The organism is Mycolicibacterium doricum (assembly GCF_010728155.1).
In the GTDB taxonomy this organism is placed as follows: Bacteria; Actinomycetota; Actinomycetes; order Mycobacteriales; family Mycobacteriaceae; genus Mycobacterium; species Mycobacterium doricum.
Genome location: NZ_AP022605.1, coordinates 341,313 through 365,094, shown reverse-complemented (window position 1 = coordinate 365,094; position 23,782 = coordinate 341,313). Strand labels below are relative to the sequence as shown.

Below are 23,782 nucleotides of genomic sequence, written 5' to 3'. Positions count from 1 at the left end.
GCTCACTCCGCTCTACAGCTCAGTGGTGATCCGCAATGAGCTCTCGCGCACCCAGTTCGAACAGTTCCGCGGCGACCGAGACCCCGAGGTCTGCGGCCCGGCCGGGAGTTCCGATGCCAGACGCACGGATCACGTCGGATCCGTCCAGCGCCGCCACGCATGCGCGAAGCGACACCTCTTCGAAGACGCGGCCGTCCTCATCGATAGACTCGACCACCTCGGCGATCGCGCCCACCGGTGCGGAGCAACCCGCCTCCAGTTCGGCGAGCAGGACCCGTTCAGCGGTGACTGCCGCGCGCGTGTCGGCGTCGTCCAACTCCGCCAGTAGCGCGATCAGTCCGGTGTCGCCTGCGCGGCACTCGACCGCGAGGGCACCCTGAGCCGGCGCTGGCAACATCTGCACCGGCTCGAGAGTCTCGGTGACATCACCCAGCCGTCCGATGCGGGCCAGACCCGCCCGGGCGACCACGATGCCGTCGAGCTCACCGTTGCCGACCCTGTTCAACCTGGTATCTAGGTTGCCTCTTAGGGGGCGGATTTCCAAACCGAGGCCCAGTGCTCTAAGCTGCGCGGCCCGCCGCGGGCTCGAGGTGCCGACGGTGGACCCGGCCGGCAACTCCCCGAGCACCAGTCGGTCACGGGCCACCAGGGCGTCGCGCGGGTCCTCACGGCGGGGGATCGCGGGGATGGTGAACCGTTCGTCGACGGCTGTCGGCAAATCCTTGTACGAGTGCACGGCGGCGTCGACCCGGCCGTCGGCGATCGCCTCGCGCAAAGCTGCGGTGAACACCCCGACGCCGATGTCGGCGATCGGCCCTTGGTTGCGGTCACCCTCGGTGGAGATGAAGACGAGTTCGGCGGGGTGGCCCTTGGCGATCAACGCGTCCCGGATGGTGCCCGCCTGCGTCCTCGCCAGCAGGCTGGCCCGGGTGCCGATCCGGATGGGCGTGTCGGCGTCGCTCAAGCGTCACTCGGACTTGTCGAGGTCGATCGGGAGCAAGGGCAACTCGCCGGCGGCGACCGCATCGACCGCCTGCTGGTCGAGCTCGAAGAGCTCACGCAGCGCTTCGGCGTAGCTGTCGCCACCGGGGGCGCTGGCCAGCTGTTTGACGCGCACGGTCGGTGCGTGGAGGAGTTTGTCGACGACCCGGCGGACCGTCTTGGCAACCTCGTCGCGGTGGGCGGCGTCGAGTCCCGGCAACCGATTGTCCAGGCGCAGCAACTCTGCCTCCACCACGTCGGCGGCGCGCTGCCGCAACGCGGTGACGGTCGGGGTGACCTCCGCCATACGCTGGCCGGCGAGGTAGTTCGCGACCTCGGCGGCGACGATCGAGCGGGCGGCGTGGGCGTCGGCCGCCGCGGCGCGGGCCGAGGGCTCGCGCTGGATGCGCTCCATGTCGATGACGTTGACGCCGGGCAAGCCGGCGATCGCCGGTTCGACGTCGCGCGGCATCCCCAGGTCACAGATCACCAGCTGACGGTGCTCCGGACGGCCGGTGAGCCCACGATGGGCGTCGGCCAGCGACACCACCGGTCGCACCGCACCGGTCGAGGAGACCACCACGTCGGCGTCGGCCAGCGCGTGGGCGATGTCGTCGAGGGTGAGCGCGTCGGCGGTGACACCCTGATCGAGCAGGTTCTGCGCGAGGCGGCGGGCCCGCGGCAGCGACCGGTTGACCACGTGCACCCGTTCGACGCCGGCGCGGACCAGGTGCTTGGCCGACAGCGCGCCCATGGATCCGGCGCCGACGACGACGGCGGTACGGCCGGCCAGGGATCCGAGTTTGGTTTCGGCGATGTCGAGGGCCACCGAGACCACCGAGGCGCCCGCGGCGTCGATCCCCGTCTCGGAATGCACACGCTTGCCGACCGACAGCGCGCGTTGCGACAGTTCGTGTAGCGTGCGCCCGACCGTGTGGTTCGCCTCGGCGGAGGTGTACGCCCGGCGGACCTGCCCGAGCACCTGCTGCTCACCGATCACCGCGGAGTCCAGGCCGCTGGCGACGGCGAACAGGTGCTCGACGGCGGCCTCGGCGTAGCGCACGTAGGCGTACTTGGTCAGAGCGTTGAGCGACATGCCGCAGTGTTCGGCGAGCACTTGCCCGATCACCGACAGCCCGCCGTGGAAGGCGTCGACGACGGCGTAGACCTCGACGCGGTTGCAGGTGGACAGCACCATCGCCTCTGTCACCAGCGACGACTGCAACACCTGGTCGACGATCTTGGCCTGGTCGGACTCGTCGGTGCTCAGCTGCTCGAGGACCGACACCGGGGCACTGCGGTGCGAAACCCCGAACAGCAGCACGCTCATGGCTTCATCACCACGTCATCCACGGTAATCGTTCACGAGCGTGCCGACCAAATTTCACCTAGTCAGATTGGTCACCCGAGTGTCGCCGCGGGGATCGGTCAGGACCCCAGATCGGCGATCAGCCGCGGTTCGTCGACCTCCCAGTAGCTGTGTTCGGCGCCGTCGAGCAGCACCACCGGCAACCGGTCGCCGTACTCGCCCCGCAAAGCGGTGTTCCCGCCGGCGGCTGCGGCGTCGACGTCGGTGACGGTCAACCCGAACCCGAATTCGCCGGCCAGTTCGGCGAGCCGGCCGGCCGCCTGTTCACACACACCACAGCCGGCCCGCGTCAGCAACTCGACCAAATGCCCCGCCGCACCGCCCGCGCTGTCGTACTCCACCACCCCAGTATCCGGGGCCGGTGTCCTAGGGTTGGGGCGTGTCCGAAACCGGGGGTACGCACGCCGCGCGGCAACAGATCGCCGGGGACGCCAGCGCGGCTGCCGCAGTGACCGACCTGGCGACCGATCCCGTCCCCGCGCCGCCAGCACCGCCACCTGATCTGACCGCCGCGGCGTTCTTCGACGTGGACAACACGCTCGTGCACGGTTCCTCGCTCGTGCACTTCGCCCGCGGCCTGGCCGCGCGCAAGTACTTCACCTACGGCGACGTGCTCGGCTTCGTCTACGCGCAGGCGAAGTTCCAGCTGACCGGCCGGGAGAACAGCGATGACGTGGCGGCCGGGCGGAGCAGGGCGCTGTCGTTCATCGAAGGCCGGTCGACGGCGGAACTGATGGAGGTCGGCGAGGAGATCTACGACGAAATCATCGCGTCCAAGATCTGGCCCGGCACCCGTGCGCTGACGCAGATGCACCTCGACGCCGGCCAGCAGGTCTGGCTGGTCACCGCGACGCCCTACGAACTCGCCGCGACCATCGCCCGCAGGCTCGGCCTGACCGGCGCGCTCGGCACGGTGGCCGAGTCCGTGGACGGCGTGTTCACCGGACGGCTGGTCGGCGACATCCTGCACGGCACCGGCAAGGCGCACGCGGTGCGCTCGCTCGCCATCCGCGAGGGCCTCAACCTGCGTCGCTGCACCGCGTATTCCGACAGCTACAACGACGTGCCGATGCTGAGTCTTGTCGGTACGGCCGTGGCGATCAATCCGGACGCCGCGCTGCGCAGTCTCGCCCGCGAGCGGGGCTGGGAGATCCGCGACTTCCGCACCGCCCGCAAAGCGGCGCGGATCGGCGTGCCGTCGGCGGTGGCGCTCGGCGCGCTGGGCGGTGCGCTGGCGGCTGTGGTGTCGCGGCGCCAGGACGGCCCCACCCGGTGGCGCTGATAGGCTCGCGCCGCCAAGCACGTCGACGCGGGGAGTGAGCCAAGCATGGCCATCGCTGAAGGGATCATCGGCACCCACTACCGGTATCCGGACTACTTCCAGGTGGACCGGGAGAAGATCCGCGAGTTCGCCCGCGCCGTGAAAGACGACCACCCGGCCCACCACGACGAAGAGGTCGCCAAGCAGTCCGGCTACGATGGGCTGATTGCCTCGCTGACGTTCCTCGCCGTGGCCGGGCGCAAGGTGCAGGCCGAAATCTTCAACCAGTTCGACGTGCCGATCAACATGGAGCGGATGCTGCACCGCGACCAGAAGATCACGTTCCACCGGCCGATCGTCGCCGGCGACAAACTGTTCTTCGACTCCTACCTGGAGTCGGTGATCGAGGCGCACGGCACCGTCGTCACCGAGGTCCGCGGCGAGGTCAGCGACGAGGCGGGCGAACCGGTGCTGACCAGCGTCGTCACCGTCATCGGCGAGGCCGCCCACGACAGCGAGGTCGACGAGATAAGCGCGACCGTCAAGGCCCGCCGCGACGCGGCGATCGCGAAGATGGTCTCCGGGCAGAACGCCACGTAGCCAGCCGAAAGGCTCAGCCGAAGAACGTGTTCCTTCGACCGGCGAGCAACTGGTAGAGCGTTTGCTGAATTGTCTCGCGCACCTGGTCGGTGAGGTCGAAGGTGATCATCGGGTCGTCGGCGGCGGACTCGTCGTATCCCTCGGTCGAGATAGGCTCACCGAACTGGATGTGCCACTTCGACGGCAGCGGCACCAGCCCGAGCGGTCCGGCCGCCGGCAACAGTGGGGTCACCGGGAAGTACGGGAGGCCGAGCAGGCGCGCCAGCAGCTTGACGTCGGCGAGCATCGGGTAGATCTCCTCCGACCCGACGATCGAGCACGGGACGATCGGCGCCTTGGTGCGCAGCGCCGCCGAGACGAAGCCGCCCCGGCCGAACCGCTGCAGCTTGTAGCGGTCCTTGAAGTGTTTGCCCAACCCTTTGTAGCCCTCGGGAAACACCGCGGTCAGCTCCCCGGCTGCCAGCAGGCGGTGCGCATCCGCGGTGCACGCCATCGTGTGGCCGGCCTTGCGGGCGGCCTGCCCGACCATCGGCAGGTCGAACACCAGGTCGGCAGCCAGCAGCCGAAGGTCACGATGGGCGGGGTGCTTGTCCTTCACCGCCACCGACGCCATCAACCCGTCGAACGGCAGGACGCCGGCATGGTTGGCCACGACCAGCGCGGCGCCCTCGGCGGGCAGGTTCTCGATACCGCTTACCTCGACCCGGAACCACGAGTTGAACAGCACCCGCAGAATCGGCAGGAAGACGTTGCTGTTGAGGTGGGAGTCGAATCCGAACTCGTCGACGGTGTAGTCACCGGACATCCGTTTGCGGACGAAGTCGGCGACCGCCGCGATGCGCTTGGCGAGTTCGGTGGGGGTCTCCTCCACCGGGGCACCGCCGACACCGCCCGGGCGGTGCTGGTCGATCTCGCGCACCACCGCGGCGATCTGCTCGGACGAGGCCGGGTTACCGGGATCGGTGAGAAGGGAAGGGTGTCGACGGGCGCTGTCGGCGCGCTGCGCCGCCCGCCTCGCCGCGTTCCGCCCGGACGTCCCATAAAGTGAAATCACTTTGGCTTTCGAATCGCCAGACACGTATTCTCCACCCCACGATCCGTCAATTTTCTCTAACGTCCCCACCGCTGCGCCACCGCCACGGCGCAGCCCTCCATCGACCGTACCCATCGTGGATCGACGATGGGCGTCAATCCACGACCCCGTACGTAGTCGTCGAAAGCCTCCACCGTCGTCCACTTCGGGTGATATCCGAGGACCTCACGCATGCGCGTGGTATCCATGACCCGGCCGTAGCTCAGATAGTTCAGCTGCTCCCGATCGAGCTCAGTGTATCGGGTCGCCCGCCGCAATGAGTCGACGAGCCAAAGAGCCGACCGCGGCACTGGCAGCGCGACTCGCCCGGAACGCCGAATCGCCTGGCTCATCATGATGATCCCGGCCGCGCCGATGTTGAACGTGCCGGGCTTTCCTGCGATCGTCGCCCGCTCCAACGCGCCCAGGGCGTCCTGCTCGTGCAGCAGCTGCAGGCGCGGGTCCTGCCCGAGCACTGTGGGGACCACCGGTCCGGCCAGATACCGGGACAGGGCGGTGTCCATCGCCGGCCCGATCATGTTGGCCAGCCGCAGGATGGTCACGCCGATGCCGGGCCGGCGCCTGCCGAGACCGCGCGCGTAGCCCTCGATGTCGATGCTGTCGCGGCCGAAGCCCTCACCCGGTGGCCGGCGCGCATCGGTGTTCTCGGTGAACATCACCGGATCACGCGGGCTCGAGCCGTACACCTCCGAGGTCGACTTGAGGATCACCCGGCGTACCGAGGGCGCTTTCTGGCAGGCCGCGAAGAGCTGGATCGCACCCATGACGTTGAGCTCTTTCAACGCGGCCCGACCGCCGGCGCGCGGGGCGTAGGACGCGGCCGCGGCATGTACCACCGTGTCGACGTCGCCGTTGCGGATAACCTTGGCGATGAAGGGATTTCGGATGTCTGCACGGACGAATTCGGCCCGGCCCATCCGCCGCAGGAGGTCCTTGCTCGGGGCCACCGCGTCGACGGCGATCACCTGGTTGATGAAGGGGTTCTGCGCCAACCGCGCTACCAGATAACCCCCGAGGAACCGGCACGCCCCGGTGACGAGCACCACCTTCGGGTACGAACCGACGTCGCCTGAGGTTCCCGAATCCACCACGTCAGCCTAGTCGCTGCGGCTGAGAGTCACCGGGGCGACGGCCGAGAGGCTACTTACCGAGTTTTCTGCGCTGCACCCGGGTCCGACGAAGCAGCTTGCGGTGCTTCTTCTTCGACATGCGCTTACGACGCTTCTTGATGACTGAACCCATGAACTCCGCTACCTACGTTTTCCTCGGTCCGACTCGGGCCCGACCCGACGATCGGCCCGACGTCGGTGATTGACGTCCAACCCCGACACCTTACCCAAGGGGCGCAGGTGAACGAAAACGTCGGTGCCGGTCGGTCCGCCCGGTGGCTGTCAGCCCGCGTCGAAGTACGAACTCTCCAACATGTCGTGGACGGCTTTGGCATGCACCCGGAACGACCGGCCCACCCGTACGGCGGGCAGCTCTCCGTTGTGCACCAGGCGATACACCGTCATCTTGCTGACCCTCATCAGACTCGCCACTTCGGCGACCGTGAGGAATTGAGCCCGTGGCTGTTGGCCGTCGGCACCGCTGTCCCGCTTACCGCCAGCCGAATCACGTGCCGATGGCCCGTTCATAGACGTCATCGCAACCCAATCCATCAGGCGCGGGCAGTCCCAGCGGCTTCCCCACCGTTGGCACCGACCCGTGCATACACCAGGAGAATAGCGTGGCGGATGGGGTTACTGCGACGGGTGTGGGCCAATCCGTCGGAGATCGGAAACTACTCTCAGGTAATTCCGAGCTGCTCGGAGCGGGTCTTCGCGGCCTCCACCGCATTGGCCACCGCCGACCGCAAACCACCGCGTTCAAGTTCTCGCAGCCCAGCGGCGGTGGTACCGGCCGGTGAGGTAACCGTAGCGCGAAGTTGCGCCGCCGTGGTGTCCATCGCCGTTCCCATGGCCGCATCGCCCACCGGCTGGGCCTCGTCGAGGCGCTCGAGCAGCATCGCGGCCGAACCTGCCATCGTCTGCACCACCAGATCGGTGGCCACCGTGCGCGAGAGCCCACTGGCCACCGCGGCGTCGACCAACGCCTCGACCATCAGGAAGAAGTACGCGGGTCCGGACCCCGACACCGCGGTGACCGCGTCGAGTTGCGACTCCGGCACGGTCAGCACCCCGCCGACGGAGTCGAAGATCGCCGTCACCTCTCTGAGGTGCTCGGGGGTCGCGAACCGCCCGGCCGCCAGTGCGCTGACTCCCCCACCGACGACAACCGGCGCATTGGGCATCGCGCGGATCACCGGGGCGCCCGCGGGCAGCTTGTTCTCGTAGTACGAGGTCGGCACGCCGGCTGCGACGGTCACGAAGACCTGTTCGGCGGTGTCGGTCTCGGCGTTGGCGGCGGCTTCGGCGATGTCGTCGATGACGTGCTCGACGTCGGCCGGCTTCACCGCGACGATGACGTATTTGGCGTTGTCGGCGGCCTCGACGATGGACGTCACCAGCACCGAGTGCTCGTCGGCGAGGAACTTCGCGCGGTCGGGATCCTTCTCGGCGACCACCAGATCCTTGACCTGCCTGCCCGCCCGGAGCAGCCCGGACAGCAGCGCCTCACCCATACTCCCGCCACCGATGATCGCGATTCTGGCCATGGCCAAAGCATCGCATGTCCGGCTCGCGCACCGTCATCCGCGGCTTCACTGCGCGGCGGGCACCATCGCCAACTGCCGGCTCTGCACGACGATGCGGCCCTCGCAGTCCACGACGACGTGGTCCTCGTCGAACCACTCCTGGCCAATCTGGGTGGTGGTGCAGATGACGCGCAGCCAGCCGTCGGCCGGGCGGGCCCTCAGATACGCCGTCAGCTGCACGGTGGGAGCCCACCCGAACCGGTTGACCGCGAACGTCACCGGAGCCGACACATCGCCGCACAGGAACGCGAACAGGACGTCCGGAGCGGTGTCACGCGGCCGCACCCAGTACTCGGTGACGGGTGGTCCCCCATCCGAGCGTGGACCCATCGTGGTGAGCGAGGGCCGGATGTCACAGCCGTGCGCGAGGTGCACGTCGGCCAGGTGTCCGGGTCGGATGTGCTGCAGGGAGGGCGGCGGCTCCGGCGTCATCAACGCAACGACCGGGTTCACCGACAGCAGCGGCGCGACGTCGCACTCTGGTTCGCCGAGAGTGATCGCCGCGCGCACGGCCGTGCGGTGCCCCTGGTTGAGTTCCACGTCGATCAGGCTGACCCGGCGCCCACGCTTGCGCACCGTGGTGACCAGCTGCAGCTGCCCTGGGTCCGGTGCCCACAGAAAATTGGCCGACACCGCGATCGGCTCCACCTCCCCGGCATGCTCGATGCGGGCGGCGTTCGCGCACAGCGCCAACATGGCGCCGCCGTGCACCTTCGGGCCGATCGTCCAGTGTTCGTTGAGCTCGCCGCTGTACACGCCGTCGCCGAGGGCGGCGAGCACCATCGCGTCGGTGAACAGGGTCGAACCGGACATGGGGATTCCTCCTCGGTCGGCGCCGCGGGTCAGCGCAGCAGGTGCGCCCGGGCAAACTGCAGTGATTCGCGCAGCAACGCTTCGCGCTCGTTGGCGGTACGCGCCCCGGACGTGGTTACCTCGAGAATCACATGCCCGCTGAAGTCGCCGTTGGCCAGCATCTGGCACACCTCGGCGGTCGGCTGAGTGCCCCGGCCGGGCACCAGGTGCTCGTCGGCCGAGGCGCCGCTGCCGTCGGCGAGATGCAGGTGCACCAGGCCGTTCCCCATCCGCCGTGCCATCTCGATGGCGTCGGTGCCCGCTGTCGCGGTGTGCGACAGGTCGAGCGTGTAGTGCGCGTGATCGCCGTCGAGCGGGTCGTAGGACGGCGCGAACGCCGAAATGCCGGGTCCCGGCCGGCCGCCGCGCTTACGCATCCGCTCGACGGACGTCTGCCCGGTGCCGAAGAAGCGGTCGGCGCGGAAGGGGAACATGTTCTCCACCGCGACCATCACGGCGCTACCGGCCTCCAGTTCGGCGACCTGTTCGCTGAAGCCCTCGGCGTAGCGGCGCTGCCAGCGGAACGGCGGATGCACGACGACGGTCTGGGCGCCCAACTGTTCGGCGGCGCGGACGCTGCGGTCCAGTTTGGGGATCGGGTTGGCGCCCCACACCCGTTGCGAGATCAGCAGACAGGGCGCGTGCACGGACAGCACGGGCACCCCGTAGCGCTCGGACAGCTTGGCGACGGCGTCGACGTCCTGGCTGACGGCTTCGGCCCACACCATCAGCTCGACGCCGTCATAACCCAGGCGGGATGCGTACTCGAAGGCGGCCTCGGTCCTCAGCGGATAGACCGAGGCCGTCGACAGACCGACTTTTATCGCGGGGCGCACAGGGCGACTAGCCGGACTGCAGCAACGCCAGCGGCCCCAAGGTGACCAGTGCGCCGACTGCCACGGCGATCAGTGTGCTGGCGATGTCCTCGGTCCTGCGGACCACGCGTACTCCGACCACCAGCCCGAGGATCACCAGCACCGACAGCACCAGCGCCACGATGTTGTTCCACTTCCAGAGCTGGTCGAAGGCGATGAACAGGCCCGCGCCGAACGCGACGGCGATGATGCACTGGCCAACGATCCACGCACCGCGCAGGAACGCCGCCAGGCGACCGTCGGACTCGACGTCGTCACGCACATCGTCATGAGCCTCGTCACGAGCGTCGTCGGAGAGGTCTTCACGGAGGTCCCGCTCGTCGAGCCCGTCGATCGCGGCGGTGTCGGCGTCCTTGCCGCGGCGGGCGAGGTCGTCGGCGACGGTGCCGCCGCCGAACAGCAGGCCCGCCGACGAACGCAGATACGACGGCAACTCGTCGTCGTCGATGTCGGCGCGTTCGAGCGCCGGTTCGTCGAGGTCCGGATCGGGGCTCATGTCCTCGGCGCCGACGGGCGCATCGCGCTCGAGGGGGATGTCCTCGACAACGTCGGCGTCGTCGGGCTCCTCGGTTTCGAGCTCCTGGGTCTGCGGTTCGGGGGTCTGTGGTTCGGGGGTCTGCGGTTCGGGGGTCTCGACCAGTTCGTCGGCCGTCTCGGTGACGCCCTCGACGACCTCGGGCGCAGGCTCGGTGACCGTCTGGTGCCCGGCGCCGTTGACCGGGATCCGGGTGGTCTCCTCGGTGCGCTCGTCGCGCGCCGACTCCTCATGGGTGTCCGGGGACCGATCGGTGATGACCGGTATCTCACCGGTCAGCTCGGCGACCGTCACCGCGTCGGCGTTGCCGCGGCGGCGCCGGCGCCTGCCCCCGACCGGAGGCGCGCCGATGGTGCCGTTCTTCGCGAGCAACTCGGCGACCGAGATCGGCCGGGTGCTGCTGTTATCTGGTTCTGTCATCGTGTGTTGCCCTTGGTGGCGGTTGGGCTGAGCGCCGTCCGTCCAGCATCCCGCACGGGCGTCTTCGCCGCGGGGAGATCGTCGACACCGCCCACCCGGGTCAGACCGAACTGGCTCCCGTCGGCCTCGCTGTCGAGTCTCCGCAGAATCAAACCCTCCCGCAATGCCCACGGACAGATGTCCACGGACTCGATTCCCAGCGCCCGCATGCTCGCCTCAGCCACCAACGCTCCGGCCACGATCTGTGGCGCGCGCTCGGCACTCACCCCTTCCAATTCCGCTCGGTCGGCCGCGGTCATCCTAGAGATGAAACCTATGAGCTGCCGCAACCCGGTCGCCGTCAGGGTCCGTTTGACCCGTGGCCCGGCCCCCGAGGCCGCCGCCCCGGTAAGCCGCGCCAGGCTACGAAACGTCTTGGACGTCGCGACGGCCAGGTCGGGGCAGCCCGCCTCCAGCAGTTCGGCGCTCGCGTCCGAAAGCTCGTTGGCCAGCCAGTCGCGCAGCATCGCCACGCGGCGCCGGCCGGGCGGATCGTCCGGCAGCCATTCGCGGGTCAGCCGTCCCGCTCCCAGCGGCAGCGACAGCGCCACCTCGGGCTCCTCGTCGACGCCGTTGGACAGTTCCAGCGAGCCACCACCGATGTCGATGTTGATGATCCGTCCCGCACTCCAGCCGTACCAGCGCCGCACGGCCAGGAAGGTCAGCCGCGACTCGTAGACCCCGCTGAGCACCCGCAGCCGCACACCGGTCTCGGCCAGCACTCGCGCCAGCACGTCCTCGGAGTTGGTGGCGTCGCGCACCGCGGAGGTGGCGAACGCCATCAGCTCCGCACAGCCGGAACTGGTGGCGATCTTGGCGAATTCGTCGACGGTGTCGACGAGTCGGTCAGCCCCCTTGCGGGTCAACTTGCCGGAGTCGTCGATCGCCTCGGCCAGCCGCAGCGGCGCCTTGGTGGAGCTCATCGGGGTCGGGTGGCCGCCCCGTCGCGCATCCACCACAAGCAGATGGACGGTGTTGCTGCCCACGTCGAGCACGCCCAGTCGCACGCTTCCAACCTAGACCGTCGCCTCTGCACGACCGTGCGCCGACACCCCCTCTTCCATGCCGCGGCGCCCCGCGGGAGGCGGGTAGCGTTCGACCTGTGATACCAGCCCATCCCGGTGAGGTGGAGCTCGACTTCGCCCGCGAGTGGGTCGAGTTCTACGACCCCGACAATCCCGAGCACCTGATCGCCGCGGACATGACGTGGCTGCTGTCGCGGTGGACGTGTGTCTTCGGCACCCCCGCCTGCCGGGGAACCGTCGAGGGCCGGCCGGATGACGGGTGCTGTTCGCACGGGGCCTTCCTGTCCGACGACGACGACCGTGCCCGCCTCGACGCGGCCGTCGAGCAGCTGACCGCCGACGACTGGCAGTTCCGCGACAAGGGCCTGGGCAAGAAGGGCTACCTAGAGATGGACTCCTACGACGACAAGCCCAACCTGCGGACCCGGAAGTACAAGGGGGCGTGCATCTTCCTCAACCGGCCGGGCTTCCCGGCCGGGGTCGGCTGCGCACTGCACACCAAGGCGCTGAAGCTGGGCATCGAACCGCTGACGATGAAACCGGATGTCTGCTGGCAGTTGCCGATCCGACGGACGCAGGACTGGGTGACCCGGCCGGACGGTTCGGAGATCCTCAAGACCACGATCACCGAGTACGACCGGCGCGGCTGGGGTGAGGGCGGCGCCGACCTGCACTGGTACTGCACCGGCGACCCGGCGGCCCACGTGGGCGCCCGCCAGGTGTACCAGTCCTACGGCCCCGAGCTGACCGAATTGCTCGGCGAGAAGGCGTACGCGGAACTGGCGGCCACCTGCCGGCGGCGCAGCGGCCTGGGACTGATCGCGGTCCATCCGGCGACGCGAGCCGCGCCGGGGTGTTCGAGATCGGCCGGCGTGACCCCTCGGTCCTCGCCGGGGTGAACACCGTCGAGGTACTCGAGATCATGGGCGGCCTCACGGGGTGGCCTCGGGTTCGGCAGCCGCATGTTCTTCCCCCGCTGTGCCGCCGGACGGCCGTGGTCGGGCGGGACAGGTGCGTTCAGCCCTCGAGCTTGTATCCCAGGCCCCGCACCGTGACCAGGTGCACCGGGTTGGCCGGATCCGCCTCGATCTTGGAACGGAGGCGCTTGACATGGACGTCGAGGGTCTTGGTGTCGCCGACGTAGTCGGCACCCCACACCCGGTCGATGAGCTGACCTCGGGTCAGCACCCGCCCGCTGTTGCGCATCAGGTACTCGAGGAGCTCGAACTCCTTGAGCGGCAGTGTGACGGCCTGACCGTTGACGCTGACGACGTGACGCTCGACGTCCATTCGCACGGGTCCGGCCTCGATCACCCCGTCGGGGATGCCGGGGTCGTCGACGTCCGCGCCGCGGCGCAGTACCGCGCGGATCCGCGCGATCAGTTCGCGGGCCGAATAGGGTTTGGTGACATAGTCGTCGGCGCCGAGTTCCAGCCCGACGACCTTGTCGATCTCGCTGTCGCGGGCAGTCACCATGATCACCGGCACGCTCGAACGGGCCCGCAGTTGCTTGCAGACGTCGGTCCCGCTCATCCCGGGCAGCATCAAGTCCAGCAGCACGATGTCGGCGCCGGCACGGTCGAACTCGGCCAGCGCCGAGGGTCCGTCGGCTACGACGGTGGTCTCGAAGCCCTCTTTGCGCAGCAGGAAGGCCAGGGGATCAGCCAAGGACTCCTCGTCCTCCACGATCAACACACTGGTCATGGGTTTCGCGCCCTCCTATTGGCTCGGTTCATCGTCCGGTTCTACAGAACTTTGGTATGCCGGAATGGACAGGGTGAACGTCGATCCGGTGCCCGGCTGACTCCACAGCCGGATGGCTCCGTTGTGATTGGCGGCGACGTGTTTGACGATCGCCAGCCCCAGACCGGTGCCGCCGGTCGCGCGCGACCGGGCCTTGTCGACGCGGAAGAAGCGTTCGAAGACTCGCTCCTGGTCGTCTTTGTCGATGCCGATTCCGCGGTCGGTGACCGAGATCTCGATGTTGTCCCCGCGGCGCCGCCGGCTCACCGAGACCGGGGTTCCCCGGGGCGAATAGGCGATCGCGTTGGACAGCAGGTTCGCCAGCGCGGCCACGAGCAGTGGCTGGTCGCCCAGCACCTGGAAGCCGGTTGGCGCATCGGTGGTGATCGCGATGTCGGCGTTGTCGGCGGCCACTTTGTGGCGCGACAGCGCCTCGGACACCACGGCGTCGACGTCGACGACGCCGAGGTCGGGTAACCGCTCGCCGCCCTGCAACCGGGACAGCTCGATCAGCTCGCCGATCATGTCGGCGAGGCGATGCGCTTCGTCGACCATCTTCTCCGCGAAGTGCCGCACGGTCTCGGGGTCGTCGGCGGAGGCCAACAGCGCTTCGGCGAGCAGGCCCATGGCCCCGACCGGGGTCTTGAGTTCGTGGCTGACGTTGGCCACGAAGTCGCGCCTGGTGGCTTCCATCCGGGCGTATTCGGAGTGGTCGTCGACGTAGACCACTGCGAAACGGTGATCCGCCCTGGTCAGCAACCGCACCGCGCCGCGCACCGACAGACCCGACCGGCGGGGGTGCGCCACCTTGCGCGGGGACAGGTCGACCTGCACATCCTCACCGGTGCTCAGCGTGTGCTGCGCGGCTTCCCACGCCCGCTCGTCGAGCAGACGGTCCCGGATCAAGCCCAGCTCTTCGGCGCGCGTATTGCTGTAGACCACGTCACGGAACTTGTCGACGACGACGATGCCGACCGGCGACGACGAAACGATGTGGGCCAGCATCTGCGCCACGGTGATCCCCGCCGCCTCGGTAGCCCGCCGCTGACGGCGCTCCGCCACCCGAGGGGTGAGCGCGACGCCCACTCCGACACCCACCAGCAGCGTGAGTAACGCCACGACTGCCGTCATCAGCAGTGCGGATGCCACACTCACGCCGAAATCGTACGCACGCGGTGAACGTCATCCCAGCAGCGTGCGGCCAATTCGCGACAAGTCACACCGCGAATCGCAGGAGTTCGGCCGCAGTTCACCGGGTGTTCGCGCAGTGCGGTGCGTTCGGGGCCCTTACTTCGCCCCCTGCGAGGCGACCGCCGCCGCGCCGGCCGCCGCGGCCTCCGGGTCGAGGTACGTGCCGCCGACCACGGTCGGCTTCAGATCGGAGTCCAGGTCGTAACGCAGCGGAATGCCGGTCGGGATATTCAGCCCGACCACGTCCTGGTCGGACATGCCGTCGAGATACTTGACCAGCGCGCGCAGCGAGTTGCCGTGCGCCGCAATCAACACCGTCTTGCCCTCGCGCAGATCCGGCACGATCGTCTGCTCGAAGTACGGCACGAAGCGGGCCACCACGTCGGCCAGGCATTCGGTGAGCGGTCCGCCGTCGATGTCGGCGTAGCGGGGGTCGCGGTCCTGGCTGTACTGGCTGCCCGCCTCGATCGGGGGCGGCGGGGTGTCGTAGCTGCGCCGCCACGCCATGAACTGCTCTTCGCCGTACTTCTCTTTGGTCTCGGCCTTGTTCAGGCCCTGCAGCGCCCCGTAGTGCCGCTCGTTGAGACGCCAGTCGCGGTGCACGGGGATCCAGTGCCGGTCCGCCTCGTCGAGCGCGATGTTCGCCGTGGTGATGGCCCGGCGCAGCAGCGACGTGTAGAGCACATCGGGCAGCCGGTCCAGGTCGGCCATCAGCTCACCGGCGCGGGCGGCCTCGGCCCGTCCCTTGTCGGTCAGGTCGACGTCGACCCACCCGGTGAACAGGTTCTTCGCGTTCCATTCACTTTCGCCGTGACGAAGCAGGATCAGCGTGGAATCTCCCATGGGGTGAATCTTCTCACGGGAGCAGTGGTTACACCTGGGCGCTCAGTCGTCGTCGATCAGGTGCTCGAAGGCGCGCAGGTTCTTCAGCGACTCGCCGCGCGAGACCCGCCATTCCCATTCACGCTGGATCGACGATTTGAAGCCGAGCTCGAGCAGGGTGTTGAAGTCGGCGTCGACGGCTTCGAGCACCTGGCCGAGGATGCGGTCGACCTCGTCGGCGGTCACCGAGTGCAGCGCCATGCGCCCGACGAGGTAGATGTCGCCGACGTTGTCGAGGGTGTAGGCCACACCGTAGAGCCGCCGGTTGCGCTTGAGCAGGAACCGGTAGACGCCCTCGTGGTTCTCGTCGGGTTTGCGGCAGACGAACGCCTCGATCCGCACCGAGTGCTCGCCGATCGACAGGATCGTGTTGGTCTTGAGGCGTCGTTCGCCGGGCAGTTCGACGATGATCCCGGGCAGTCCCCCGTGGGCGCCCGCGTGGAAGGTGTAGGCGAGGCCGTGTTCGTCGAGGGTCTCCACGATCGTCTGCTGCACGGAGCTGTCTGTCCGCTGCCCCAGCGGACCGTCGTCTGTTGTTCTTCGCACGACCGGCTCGTCACTCACACCGGTACCCCCCGTCGTCTCGAGAATCGGCGCGCGGTGCGGCGTGACAGCGTTTCGTCGTCGCGGGGATGCCGGTCGCGGTAGTCGGCGATCGCCCGGCCGTAGCTGGCGAGCAGGTCGTCGACGGTGTGGGCCCAGGAGAACGTGGCCGCATGCGCTACCGCGGCCTGCCGCATGCCGGCCGGGCCGCGGGACAGTAGCGAGTCGATGGCGTGCGCCCAGTCGCCGACGTCGTGACCGTCGACCAGCGCACCGGTCACCCCGTCGCGCACCGCCACCGGCAGCCCGCCGACGGCGGCCGCCACCACCGGGGTCCCGCAGGCCTGCGCTTCGACGGCGACCAGCCCGAAGGACTCCGAGTAACTCGGCACGGCAATGAGATCGGCGGCGCGGTAGACCCGAACGAGATCCTCGCGCGACTGCGGGGGCAGAAACGTCACGCGCTGCGAGATACCCAGTTCGTCGGCGAGGGCAACCAGGGTGTCGGGAGCGGCCAGCTCGCCCGCGCCCTGGCGCGGAATCAGACCTGAGCCCGACGGTCCGCCCGCCACCAGCACCCGCACGTCGGGCAGCTTCGCCGCCGCGCGCAGCAGGATGTCCGGCGCCTTGAGTGGTTGGATCCGCCCGACGAACGCGACGACGGTCTCCCGCGGGTCCAGTCCGAGAGCGGCCCGGGCGGCGGTGCGGTCACCGGGTGTGAATGTCTCGAGGTCGACGCCGGGGTGCACGACGTCGATGCGTGAGCGGTCGGCGTTGTGCAGCGAAACCAGTTGTCGGCCTTCGAGTTCGGTGTTGACGATCAAGCGGTCGGCCTCGTCGACCACCTGCTGCTCACCCACCGCGCGCAGCGGTGGCTCGGGTGAGTCGCCCTCGGCGAGGGCGGCGTTCTTCACCGCCGCGAGAGTGTGGGCGGTGTGCACCAGCGGCACCGCCCAGCGGTCGCGCGCCAGCCAGCCGACCTGCCCGGACAGCCAGTAGTGCGAGTGCACGATGTCGTAGTAACCGGGTTCATGGGTGGCTTCGGCGCGCAACACCCCGGCGGTGAACGCGCACAGCTGGGTGGGCAGGTCGTATTTGTCGAGACCTTCGAACGGACCGGCCACGACGTTGCGCACGAGCACCCCGGGCGCCACCCGCACGACGGGTGGATCGGCCGATGTCGTGGCGCGAGTGAAGATCTCCACCTCGACGCCGCGGCGCGCCATGTGCAACGCGCTCTGCAGCACGTACACGTTCATCCCGCCGGCATCGCCGGTGCCGGGCTGCGCAAGCGGCGACGTGTGCACCGACAACACGGCCACACGCAGGGGCGGCCTACCGAGCTGGTCCGTTGCTAGGCGCACACACTCATGTCTACACCTCTGTCATCGGCGGGCCGTCGCGACGCCGCCTCCTTCCACCCGGTTGCCGAACGTGGTGAGCCGGATGTCTCGACCCGGCAGCGCCGAGCGTGCGGCGACAACAACACTGCCGCGCGTCGAAGACGCGACCACGGAACGCACGAAGCGCCCCTGCATTGCTGACTAGAGTTGGACAGATGACGACGTCTCGAGGCGGACAACGGGTCGCGGTGGTTACCGGCGCCAGCGCCGGGATCGGCGAAGCGACCTCGAGAACGCTTGCCCGGCAAGGGTTTCACGTGGTCTGCGTGGCGCGCAGGGAGGCGCCCATCAAGGCCCTCGCCGAGGAGATCGGCGGTTCTGCGATTGTGGCGGACGTCACTTCCGAGGAGGCGGTGGCGGCCCTCGCCGGTGCGTTGGACCGCGTCGACGTGCTGGTCAACAACGCCGGTGGCGCCCGCGGACTGGAACCCGTCGCCGATGCCGACATCGCCCACTGGCGCTGGATGTGGGAGTCCAACGTGCTCGGCACCCTGCTGGTGACGCGCGCGTTGCTGCCGAAACTGATCGACTCCGGCGACGGGCTCATCGTCACCGTCACCTCGATCGCCGCGGTGGAGATCTACGACAACGGCGGCGGATACACCTCGGCCAAACACGCACAGGGGGTCCTGCACCGCACGCTGCGTAGCGAGCTGCTCGGAAAGCCCGTGCGGCTCACCGAAGTGGCGCCTGGCATGGTGAAGACCGACTTCTCGCTCAACCGGTTCGAAGGCGACGAGCAACGTGCCGCGAAGGTGTACGACGGGGTAACTCCGCTCGTCGCCGAGGACATCGCCGACGTGATCGGGTTCGTGGCGTCGCGCCCGTCGCATGTCGACCTGGACCTGATCGTGGTGCGGCCGCGGGATCAGGTCAGCGGCGCCAGCGGCTCTCGCTTCAACCGCCGCTGATTTCTTGCGCCCAAACGAACAAACGGGCGACAAAGCGCGAGTGGGTCCCGCCATTTCGTCGATCTCGGCGAGAAGCGGTGTGGCGTAACTAGCCCCCGGGGCGGCCGTTCACCGGCTGCGGCGCGCCCGACGGGGTGGCCGGAACGGTGCTCGGCAGCTGCGGCCTGTTCTGCTCCGACAGCGCCGACATCGACTTCCACTCCTCCCACGGCATGGCCCAGTCCCAGATGTCGCCGTCGGCGTAGGACAACTGGATGCGCGTGCCGGTAACCTCCACCGGGTCGCCGTACATTGCGCTGTGGAAGTACTGCTCGGCATCCTCGAGCGACAGGTTGATGCAGCCGTTGGTGACGTTGCTGCTGCCCTGCGCGCCGAGGCTCGCCGGGTTGGCGTGGATGAACTCGCCGTTGTTGGAGATTCGCACCGACCACCGCTCGCGCAGGTTGTAGTAACCGGCGGCCGGGTTGCTCATGTAGAAGTCCTCGTACTTCTCGGTGACGACGTGAATGCCACTGCGCGTGACGTTGCGATCCAGGTCGCCCTCCCCGTAGCTGCACGGGATGTCCATCATCGTCGCGCCGGAAGCGTCCTCCACTCGAAGGCGGTGCGACGACGCCTCGGCCTTGACCACCTGCCTGCGGCCGATGGTGAAGTCGAGCGAGGAGTCGGCTGCGCCGTAGGCGTCGGCACCGAACTTCACCCCGTAGAACCTGGCGTCCACCCGCACGGTGGTCCCGGGCTCGAAGTACTCCCTGCTGCGCCAGTGCAGTCGTGATCCGGCGGCCTCGTCGGGCAGCCACGCCCAGCTGCCCTCGGTGGGCGGGTTGGTGGCCACCGACAGCGCCTTCTCGACCGTCGCCCGGTCCTCCTCGCCGATCGAGGCGTCGAACTGCAGGATGACGGGGGCCGCGACACCGACGGTCTGCCCGTCGGCCAGCTGGAAGCGGCCGTTGACCTGGATGGCCGGGTCGAGCGTGGTGAACTCACCCTTGACGGGAACGGCCCTACCGTCCTCCCCGACCGCCGAGCCGGACCAACTGTAGGTCACGCCGTAGCCGAGTGGCTCACTCACGGTGAAGACGTTGCGGTCCTGGTTCAGCGCACCGGCGACGACCTTGCCCTCGGCGTTCTTCAGCGCCACCCGCTGGAACCAGCCGCCGCTGACCTCCACCCGCACGGGATCAGTGGGCGAGACGTCGGTGGCGGAGGTGGCCGGTTCGAACGCCACGGACGCCGACGCCGGCGCCTGCGCCGGCTCGCCGGGGTTGCTGATCGACCGGCTACACGCGGCCAGCGCACCGGGCGCGACGAGTCCGACCGCCAGAGCGGTCAGGGCGCGCCGCCGATTCACGGGCGGCAGCTTGTCGGCGTCGGTCACGTGTACCCAACATACCTAGCCGGGCTTCGCCCCATCCCGACGGGCATGCTGCTGCTGGTGTCGCTGGGGGCTTCGGTCCGGACGGGATGAAGACCCTGGTCGAAACGTGTCGATCGGGTGTATGAACCGCATAGCGCGGTTGGTAGGCCTGCTGGCCGCCCGTCCGAACCGGAGCCCAATGATGACCGTAGCGCGCTGTGCCGGCGATGTCTTGTCCGATCACACGATCTTCGAGGTGGAGTCGATCGACCGCATGTATCTCAACGTGCGGGTGCCGCGGTTGGCCTATGGCGCCGGGGTGCAGGGCTTCTTCGTCGGCCACCGCGGCCACCACTACGCGTCGACGGCATTGATGGATCCGATGACCAAGGCGTTCGTCGCCGACATCCACGGCTTCATCGCCGCGCGCGGGCTGGAGTTGGTGTCCTTCGGCAAGGAACGCAAAGACGACGTCGCCCAGCAGTTCCTGGCCGCGTTCGCCGGCACCGAGGGGGTGTTGTTCGTGGGCCGGGCGCAGGAGAAGGCGCTGGTGTGGCGCACCCAGCGCCGCTACAACCCCGCCACCGGGGAACCCTATGCCTGGCTGGTGCGCTCCACAGCGTTCATCAACTACTTCTATTTCTATTGCGTCGATGAGGATTTCGGCCCGTTCTTCATCAAGTTCGGCACGTACTTCCCCTACACCGCCAAGCTGTGCATCAACGGCAACGAGTGGGCCAAACGCCAGGCCGCCAAGGCCGGGATCGGATTCGAGGCCCTGGATAACGGGTTCGCCGCCGTCGATGACGTAGACCGGCTGCAGGCGATCTGCGACAGCCTCGGACCCGAGCGGATCGACGCGCTGCTGCGCAAATGGCTGACGATCCTGCCCAACCCGTTCACCAGCGAGGACGAGGCGGCCGGCTACCGCTACGAGCTGTCCATCCTGCAGGCCGAGTTCTCGCTGACCCAGATGCTCGACCGCCCGGTGTCGGGGCGGATCTTCTTTGAGCAGGTTCTGCACGACAACCTCGACATCGGCCGCCCCGACCACGTCGGGCTGATCTTCGACCGCCGCGTCATCGCCAAGGGCCGCGCCAAGACCCCGGGACGGTTCCGCACCCGGGTGATCACCAACGGGGTAACCCCGTCGCTGCACGTGGACTACAAGAACACCAAGGTCAAGCAGTACTACAAACAAGGGAGGGCGCTGCGCACCGAGACCACGATCAACGACCCCCACGATTTCCGGGTCACCAAACGGCTGACCAGCCTGCCCGAACTGCGGCAGATCGGCTTTTCCGCCAACCGGCGCCTGCTCGGCGTCCAAACCATCAGCCACGACCCGATCCGGGGCGCCCAGGCGTTCACCGATCTCACCGCCCCCGTCGTCACCTGTCAGAACACCCGAATCCCCGGACTGCGCTTCGGCGACGCCAGGGTGCACGCCCTGCTGCAGGCCTTGCTCGTCCACCGGCTCCTGGTCCACGGGTTCACCAACCGTGACCTGCGCACCTTGATCGCGCCCCTGCTCGGCAAGACCGCCGAGGACATCACCGCCGGCCAGATGACCTACGACCTGCGGCGCCTACGCGCCCACGGACTCATCGAACGCGTCCCCCGCACCCGCCGCTACACCGTGACTGACACCGGCCTGCAGCACGCGCTGCTATTCACCCACGCCCACGACCACCTGCTACGCACCGGGCTCGCCCAGGTCACCGACCCCAGTCCACCACGAACGTCCAAGTTGCGCAACGCAACTCGTGCATACCAAACCGCTTTCGACGAACTCACCCAGCAGGCTCAGCTCGCCGCCTGAACTCTTCGCGACTCCAACCACGTACTTGACTCAAGATTCACGGCTGCGCCGCTTAAGCTTCGCTAAAGCGTGTCGAACAACTGGTTGCGGTTGAGTCTGCGGAGTTGTAGGGCGGTTTGGTTGGGGTGGAGGAATTGGTTGAGGTAGAGGAAGCCTTCGTGGGCGGTGATCGTGGTTTCTGAGCGTGGTTTCGTAGTGGCGGTCGAGGCCGCGACGGTGTGTTTGAAGAAGCCGCCGTCGACCTCGGCGAAGGTCTCCAAGCGTGGTCGGACGCGCGATCGGGCAAGCGCAAAGGCAAGCGAGTCGGATTTCCCCGGTTCAAGAAGACCGGGGCTGTTGCGTCGTTTCGGCTGCGCAACAAACACCCCAACGGCAAACCCGCCGCGATCCGGATAGCCGGACCACAACAGGCCCCGCCGACCTGCACCCCGCCCGCCTGCACCCCGCCCGCCTGCACCCGGCCCGACCCGACGATGCCGGCGGCTGGGTCGGTGTGGACCGGGGCTATCGGCGTTTGTGGTGGCCGCCACCGCAGACGGCGCCGAGGCTGCCCGCACTGATGACGCGCCCAAGGCGCTGGCCACCGGCATCAAGCAGCAGCGCCGGTTAGCCAAGTCGTTGTCACGCAAGACACCATCGTGTCGCCAATGTGCGCCGCCATTTCCTGCACCAGGTATCGGGCGAGCTGGTCAAGACCCACGACCGGATCGTCATCGAGAACCTCAACGTGGCTGGCATGCTGGCCAATCACCGCAATGGCCCGCGCCATCTCCGATGCCGGCTGGTCGCAATTCGCCCGGATGCTGCGCTACAAGCAGGCGTGGCGCGACGGGCAGCTCCTCGAGGCCGACCGCTGGTATCCTTCGACCCGCCTATGTCCCGAATGCGGCGTCGTCGACAGCGCGATGACGCTGGCCGATCGGGCAGCGACACCAACGCGGCTGGCAATCTGGCCCGCTGGGGCCACGCCCATCACGACGACCTTCATCGATCCCCGGACCCCCAAGCAGCAGGCCGGGCACCCAATGCCCGCCGACGAGCCGGCTCTGGCCAACACCCCCGTGTCCACCGACGCCCGAGAAGGGCGGCGCCGAACACACACCACCGTTGTTCGACACGCTTTAGACAGCGCAGCCGACCAGCGTAGGTTCGGGTGTGAGTTCGATCCCGAAGGTGTTGCGCACACCTTCTCGCACCGTCCTGGCCAGCGCGATGACGTCTTCGGTGGTGGCATGCCCCCGATTGGTCACAGCGAGCGCATGTTTGGTCGAGAGCCGGGCCGGGGCGCCGTCACCGGGGTAGCCCTTCCCGAAGCCCGCATGCTCCACCAGCCAGCCGGCGGCGAGCTTCAGCCCGTCCGCCGCGGGGTAGCTGGGCACCGGGCCGTCCACCGCCGCGGCGAGGCGTTCGTAGTCCGCCGTCGTGACCACCGGGTTGGTGAAGAAGGATCCGACGCTCCAGGTGTCGCGGTCGGGTTCGTCGAGCACCATGCCCTTACCGCGGCGCAGCGCCAGCACCGTTTCGCGCACCGCAACCGGATCGGCGTGGCCGCCCGGCTCCACGTGGAGCGCCCGGGCCAGTTCGCCGTAGCGCAGCGGCACGCTGCGTCCCTCGACGTCGAGTGCGAACTCCACCTCGAGCACGACGGCGTGGCGGGAGTGCTTCAGCACGCTGGTGCGGTATCCGAACGCCATGGCCTCCGACGTCACCCAGTCGTCGCGGCCGGTGCGGCGGTCGAACAGCCGGACCCGACTGATGGTGTCGGCGACCTCGGACCCGTAGGCGCCCACGTTCTGGACCGGTGTCGCCCCTGCCGAACCGGGGATACCCGACAGGCACTCCAGACCGCCGAGGCCGTGCGCCAGCGCGGTGACCACCACGTCGTCCCAGTTCGCTCCCGCCTCCGCGCGCACGATGCCGTCGGTCACGGTGATCTCGCTGTTGGCCACGCGGACCACGGTGAGGTCGTCCATGTCGTCGGCCAGCACCACGTTCGAGCCCCCGGCGAGGATCAGCGCATCACGGCTTACGGGGGCGCGCAGTGCGGCGAGGAGCTGTTCGGTGCTGCTCGCGGTGATCAGCCGACGCGCGACGGGCCCGATCCGCAGCGTGGTCAGCGGGGCCAGCGCGACGTCGGCTTGGATGTCTGCGCCCGCGAGTTCCTGACCGGCCACGGGCGGTAACG

24 protein-coding genes and 2 pseudogenes are annotated in these 23,782 nt (G+C 68.5%); 6 read left to right on the top strand and 20 right to left on the bottom strand.

Annotated elements, in window-relative coordinates; genetic code table 11:
* Positions 1-19: 19 nt before the first annotated feature.
* The 3 genes from hemC to G6N07_RS01755 all read right to left on the bottom strand — a co-directional run bounded on the left by hemC (position 20) and on the right by G6N07_RS01755 (position 2,691).
* A complete protein-coding gene (gene hemC, locus G6N07_RS01765; protein WP_085192191.1) occupies positions 20-964 on the bottom strand; it encodes a hydroxymethylbilane synthase in 945 nt (314 codons plus the stop codon).
* Between the two features lie 3 nt (positions 965-967).
* A complete protein-coding gene (locus tag G6N07_RS01760) occupies positions 968-2,311 on the bottom strand; it encodes a glutamyl-tRNA reductase (RefSeq protein WP_085192192.1) in 1,344 nt (447 codons plus the stop codon).
* 98 nt (positions 2,312-2,409) lie between these two features.
* Positions 2,410-2,691, bottom strand: a complete 282-nt coding sequence (locus G6N07_RS01755) for a glutaredoxin family protein (RefSeq protein WP_085192219.1) — start codon at positions 2,689-2,691, stop codon at positions 2,410-2,412.
* Positions 2,692-2,729: 38 nt separating this feature from the next.
* On the opposite strand from G6N07_RS01755, the gene G6N07_RS01750 reads away from it, so the two are divergent.
* Both G6N07_RS01750 and G6N07_RS01745 read left to right on the top strand, forming a co-directional pair.
* The gene (locus tag G6N07_RS01750; RefSeq protein ID WP_085192193.1) at positions 2,730-3,632 is read left to right on the top strand and encodes an HAD family hydrolase; all 903 of its coding nucleotides are present in this window, start codon (positions 2,730-2,732) and stop codon (positions 3,630-3,632) included.
* Positions 3,633-3,677: 45 nt separating this feature from the next.
* Positions 3,678-4,211, top strand: coding sequence for an FAS1-like dehydratase domain-containing protein (locus G6N07_RS01745; RefSeq protein ID WP_085192194.1), 534 nt, complete (start codon positions 3,678-3,680; stop codon positions 4,209-4,211).
* Between the two features lie 13 nt (positions 4,212-4,224).
* Here G6N07_RS01745 and G6N07_RS01740 read toward each other — a convergent pair whose 3' ends face one another.
* The 9 genes and pseudogenes from G6N07_RS01740 to G6N07_RS01700 all read right to left on the bottom strand — a co-directional run bounded on the left by G6N07_RS01740 (position 4,225) and on the right by G6N07_RS01700 (position 11,727).
* Complete coding sequence (locus G6N07_RS01740) at positions 4,225-5,289, bottom strand: lysophospholipid acyltransferase family protein (RefSeq protein WP_085192195.1); 1,065 nt, start codon at positions 5,287-5,289, stop codon at positions 4,225-4,227.
* 32 nt (positions 5,290-5,321) lie between these two features.
* On the bottom strand, positions 5,322-6,395 hold the full coding sequence (locus G6N07_RS01735; RefSeq protein WP_099050270.1) for an SDR family oxidoreductase: 1,074 nt from the start codon (positions 6,393-6,395) through the stop codon (positions 5,322-5,324).
* A 49-nt stretch (positions 6,396-6,444) separates the two neighbouring features.
* Positions 6,445-6,546, bottom strand: a complete 102-nt coding sequence (locus G6N07_RS01730; RefSeq protein ID WP_003402602.1) for a 30S ribosomal protein bS22 — start codon at positions 6,544-6,546, stop codon at positions 6,445-6,447.
* 149 nt (positions 6,547-6,695) lie between these two features.
* Positions 6,696-6,950 (bottom strand): helix-turn-helix domain-containing protein, encoded by a 255-nt coding sequence (locus tag G6N07_RS01725; protein ID WP_059158250.1) that lies wholly within the window; start codon positions 6,948-6,950, stop codon positions 6,696-6,698.
* A gap of 143 nt (positions 6,951-7,093) precedes the next feature.
* Positions 7,094-7,975 (bottom strand): annotated as a pseudogene (proC, locus tag G6N07_RS01720) (pyrroline-5-carboxylate reductase); the annotation flags it as partial.
* A gap of 30 nt (positions 7,976-8,005) precedes the next feature.
* Complete coding sequence (locus G6N07_RS01715) at positions 8,006-8,812, bottom strand: thioesterase family protein (protein ID WP_085192197.1); 807 nt, start codon at positions 8,810-8,812, stop codon at positions 8,006-8,008.
* A gap of 29 nt (positions 8,813-8,841) precedes the next feature.
* The gene (locus G6N07_RS01710) at positions 8,842-9,687 is read right to left on the bottom strand and encodes a sugar phosphate isomerase/epimerase family protein (protein ID WP_085192198.1); all 846 of its coding nucleotides are present in this window, start codon (positions 9,685-9,687) and stop codon (positions 8,842-8,844) included.
* 7 nt (positions 9,688-9,694) lie between these two features.
* Positions 9,695-10,681, bottom strand: a complete 987-nt coding sequence (locus G6N07_RS01705) for an Rv0497 family membrane protein (RefSeq protein ID WP_085192199.1) — start codon at positions 10,679-10,681, stop codon at positions 9,695-9,697.
* Positions 10,678-11,727 carry a Ppx/GppA family phosphatase gene (locus G6N07_RS01700; RefSeq protein ID WP_085192200.1) on the bottom strand — a complete coding sequence of 350 codons (1,050 nt, stop codon included), beginning with the start codon at positions 11,725-11,727 and terminating at the stop codon, positions 10,678-10,680. The genes G6N07_RS01705 and G6N07_RS01700 overlap by 4 nt, the downstream gene beginning before the upstream one ends.
* Before the next feature lie 95 nt (positions 11,728-11,822).
* On the opposite strand from G6N07_RS01700, the gene G6N07_RS01695 reads away from it, so the two are divergent.
* On the top strand, positions 11,823-12,644 hold the full coding sequence (locus tag G6N07_RS01695) for a DUF3109 family protein (protein WP_085192201.1): 822 nt from the start codon (positions 11,823-11,825) through the stop codon (positions 12,642-12,644).
* Positions 12,645-12,762: 118 nt separating this feature from the next.
* Here the strand turns inward: G6N07_RS01695 and G6N07_RS01690 are convergent, their stop codons facing one another.
* From G6N07_RS01690 to mshA, 5 genes are all read right to left on the bottom strand, one after another.
* On the bottom strand, positions 12,763-13,449 hold the full coding sequence (locus G6N07_RS01690; RefSeq protein WP_085192202.1) for a winged helix-turn-helix domain-containing protein: 687 nt from the start codon (positions 13,447-13,449) through the stop codon (positions 12,763-12,765).
* A 15-nt stretch (positions 13,450-13,464) separates the two neighbouring features.
* Positions 13,465-14,643, bottom strand: coding sequence for a sensor histidine kinase (locus tag G6N07_RS01685; RefSeq protein ID WP_085192203.1), 1,179 nt, complete (start codon positions 14,641-14,643; stop codon positions 13,465-13,467).
* A gap of 132 nt (positions 14,644-14,775) precedes the next feature.
* Positions 14,776-15,522 (bottom strand): phosphoglyceromutase, encoded by a 747-nt coding sequence (locus G6N07_RS01680; RefSeq protein WP_085192204.1) that lies wholly within the window; start codon positions 15,520-15,522, stop codon positions 14,776-14,778.
* A 42-nt stretch (positions 15,523-15,564) separates the two neighbouring features.
* Positions 15,565-16,056, bottom strand: coding sequence for a type III secretion system chaperone family protein (locus tag G6N07_RS01675; protein ID WP_372507555.1), 492 nt, complete (start codon positions 16,054-16,056; stop codon positions 15,565-15,567).
* A gap of 65 nt (positions 16,057-16,121) precedes the next feature.
* A complete protein-coding gene (gene mshA / locus G6N07_RS01670) occupies positions 16,122-17,468 on the bottom strand; it encodes a D-inositol-3-phosphate glycosyltransferase (protein WP_085192205.1) in 1,347 nt (448 codons plus the stop codon).
* A gap of 194 nt (positions 17,469-17,662) precedes the next feature.
* Between mshA and G6N07_RS01665 the strand changes: the two genes are divergently transcribed.
* Entirely contained in the window at positions 17,663-18,418 is a 756-nt protein-coding gene (locus G6N07_RS01665) for an SDR family oxidoreductase (protein WP_085192206.1), read from the top strand.
* A gap of 88 nt (positions 18,419-18,506) precedes the next feature.
* Here the strand turns inward: G6N07_RS01665 and G6N07_RS01660 are convergent, their stop codons facing one another.
* Positions 18,507-19,796 carry a L,D-transpeptidase gene (locus tag G6N07_RS01660; protein WP_085192207.1) on the bottom strand — a complete coding sequence of 430 codons (1,290 nt, stop codon included), beginning with the start codon at positions 19,794-19,796 and terminating at the stop codon, positions 18,507-18,509.
* A 235-nt stretch (positions 19,797-20,031) separates the two neighbouring features.
* Here G6N07_RS01660 and G6N07_RS01655 point away from each other — a divergent pair, with 235 nt between their 5' ends.
* Entirely contained in the window at positions 20,032-21,597 is a 1,566-nt protein-coding gene (locus G6N07_RS01655; protein WP_244949032.1) for a winged helix DNA-binding protein, read from the top strand.
* A 62-nt stretch (positions 21,598-21,659) separates the two neighbouring features.
* Here the strand turns inward: G6N07_RS01655 and G6N07_RS01650 are convergent, their stop codons facing one another.
* On the bottom strand, positions 21,660-22,004 hold the full coding sequence (locus tag G6N07_RS01650; protein WP_163784041.1) for a hypothetical protein: 345 nt from the start codon (positions 22,002-22,004) through the stop codon (positions 21,660-21,662).
* 348 nt (positions 22,005-22,352) lie between these two features.
* Between G6N07_RS01650 and G6N07_RS21130 the strand changes: the two are divergent.
* A pseudogene (locus tag G6N07_RS21130) lies at positions 22,353-22,481 on the top strand (zinc ribbon domain-containing protein); the annotation flags it as partial.
* 237 nt (positions 22,482-22,718) lie between these two features.
* Here the strand turns inward: G6N07_RS21130 and G6N07_RS01640 are convergent.
* On the bottom strand, positions 22,719-23,771 hold the full coding sequence (locus G6N07_RS01640; RefSeq protein ID WP_085192927.1) for a UDP-N-acetylmuramate dehydrogenase: 1,053 nt from the start codon (positions 23,769-23,771) through the stop codon (positions 22,719-22,721).
* Between the last annotated feature and the right edge of the window lie 11 nt (positions 23,772-23,782).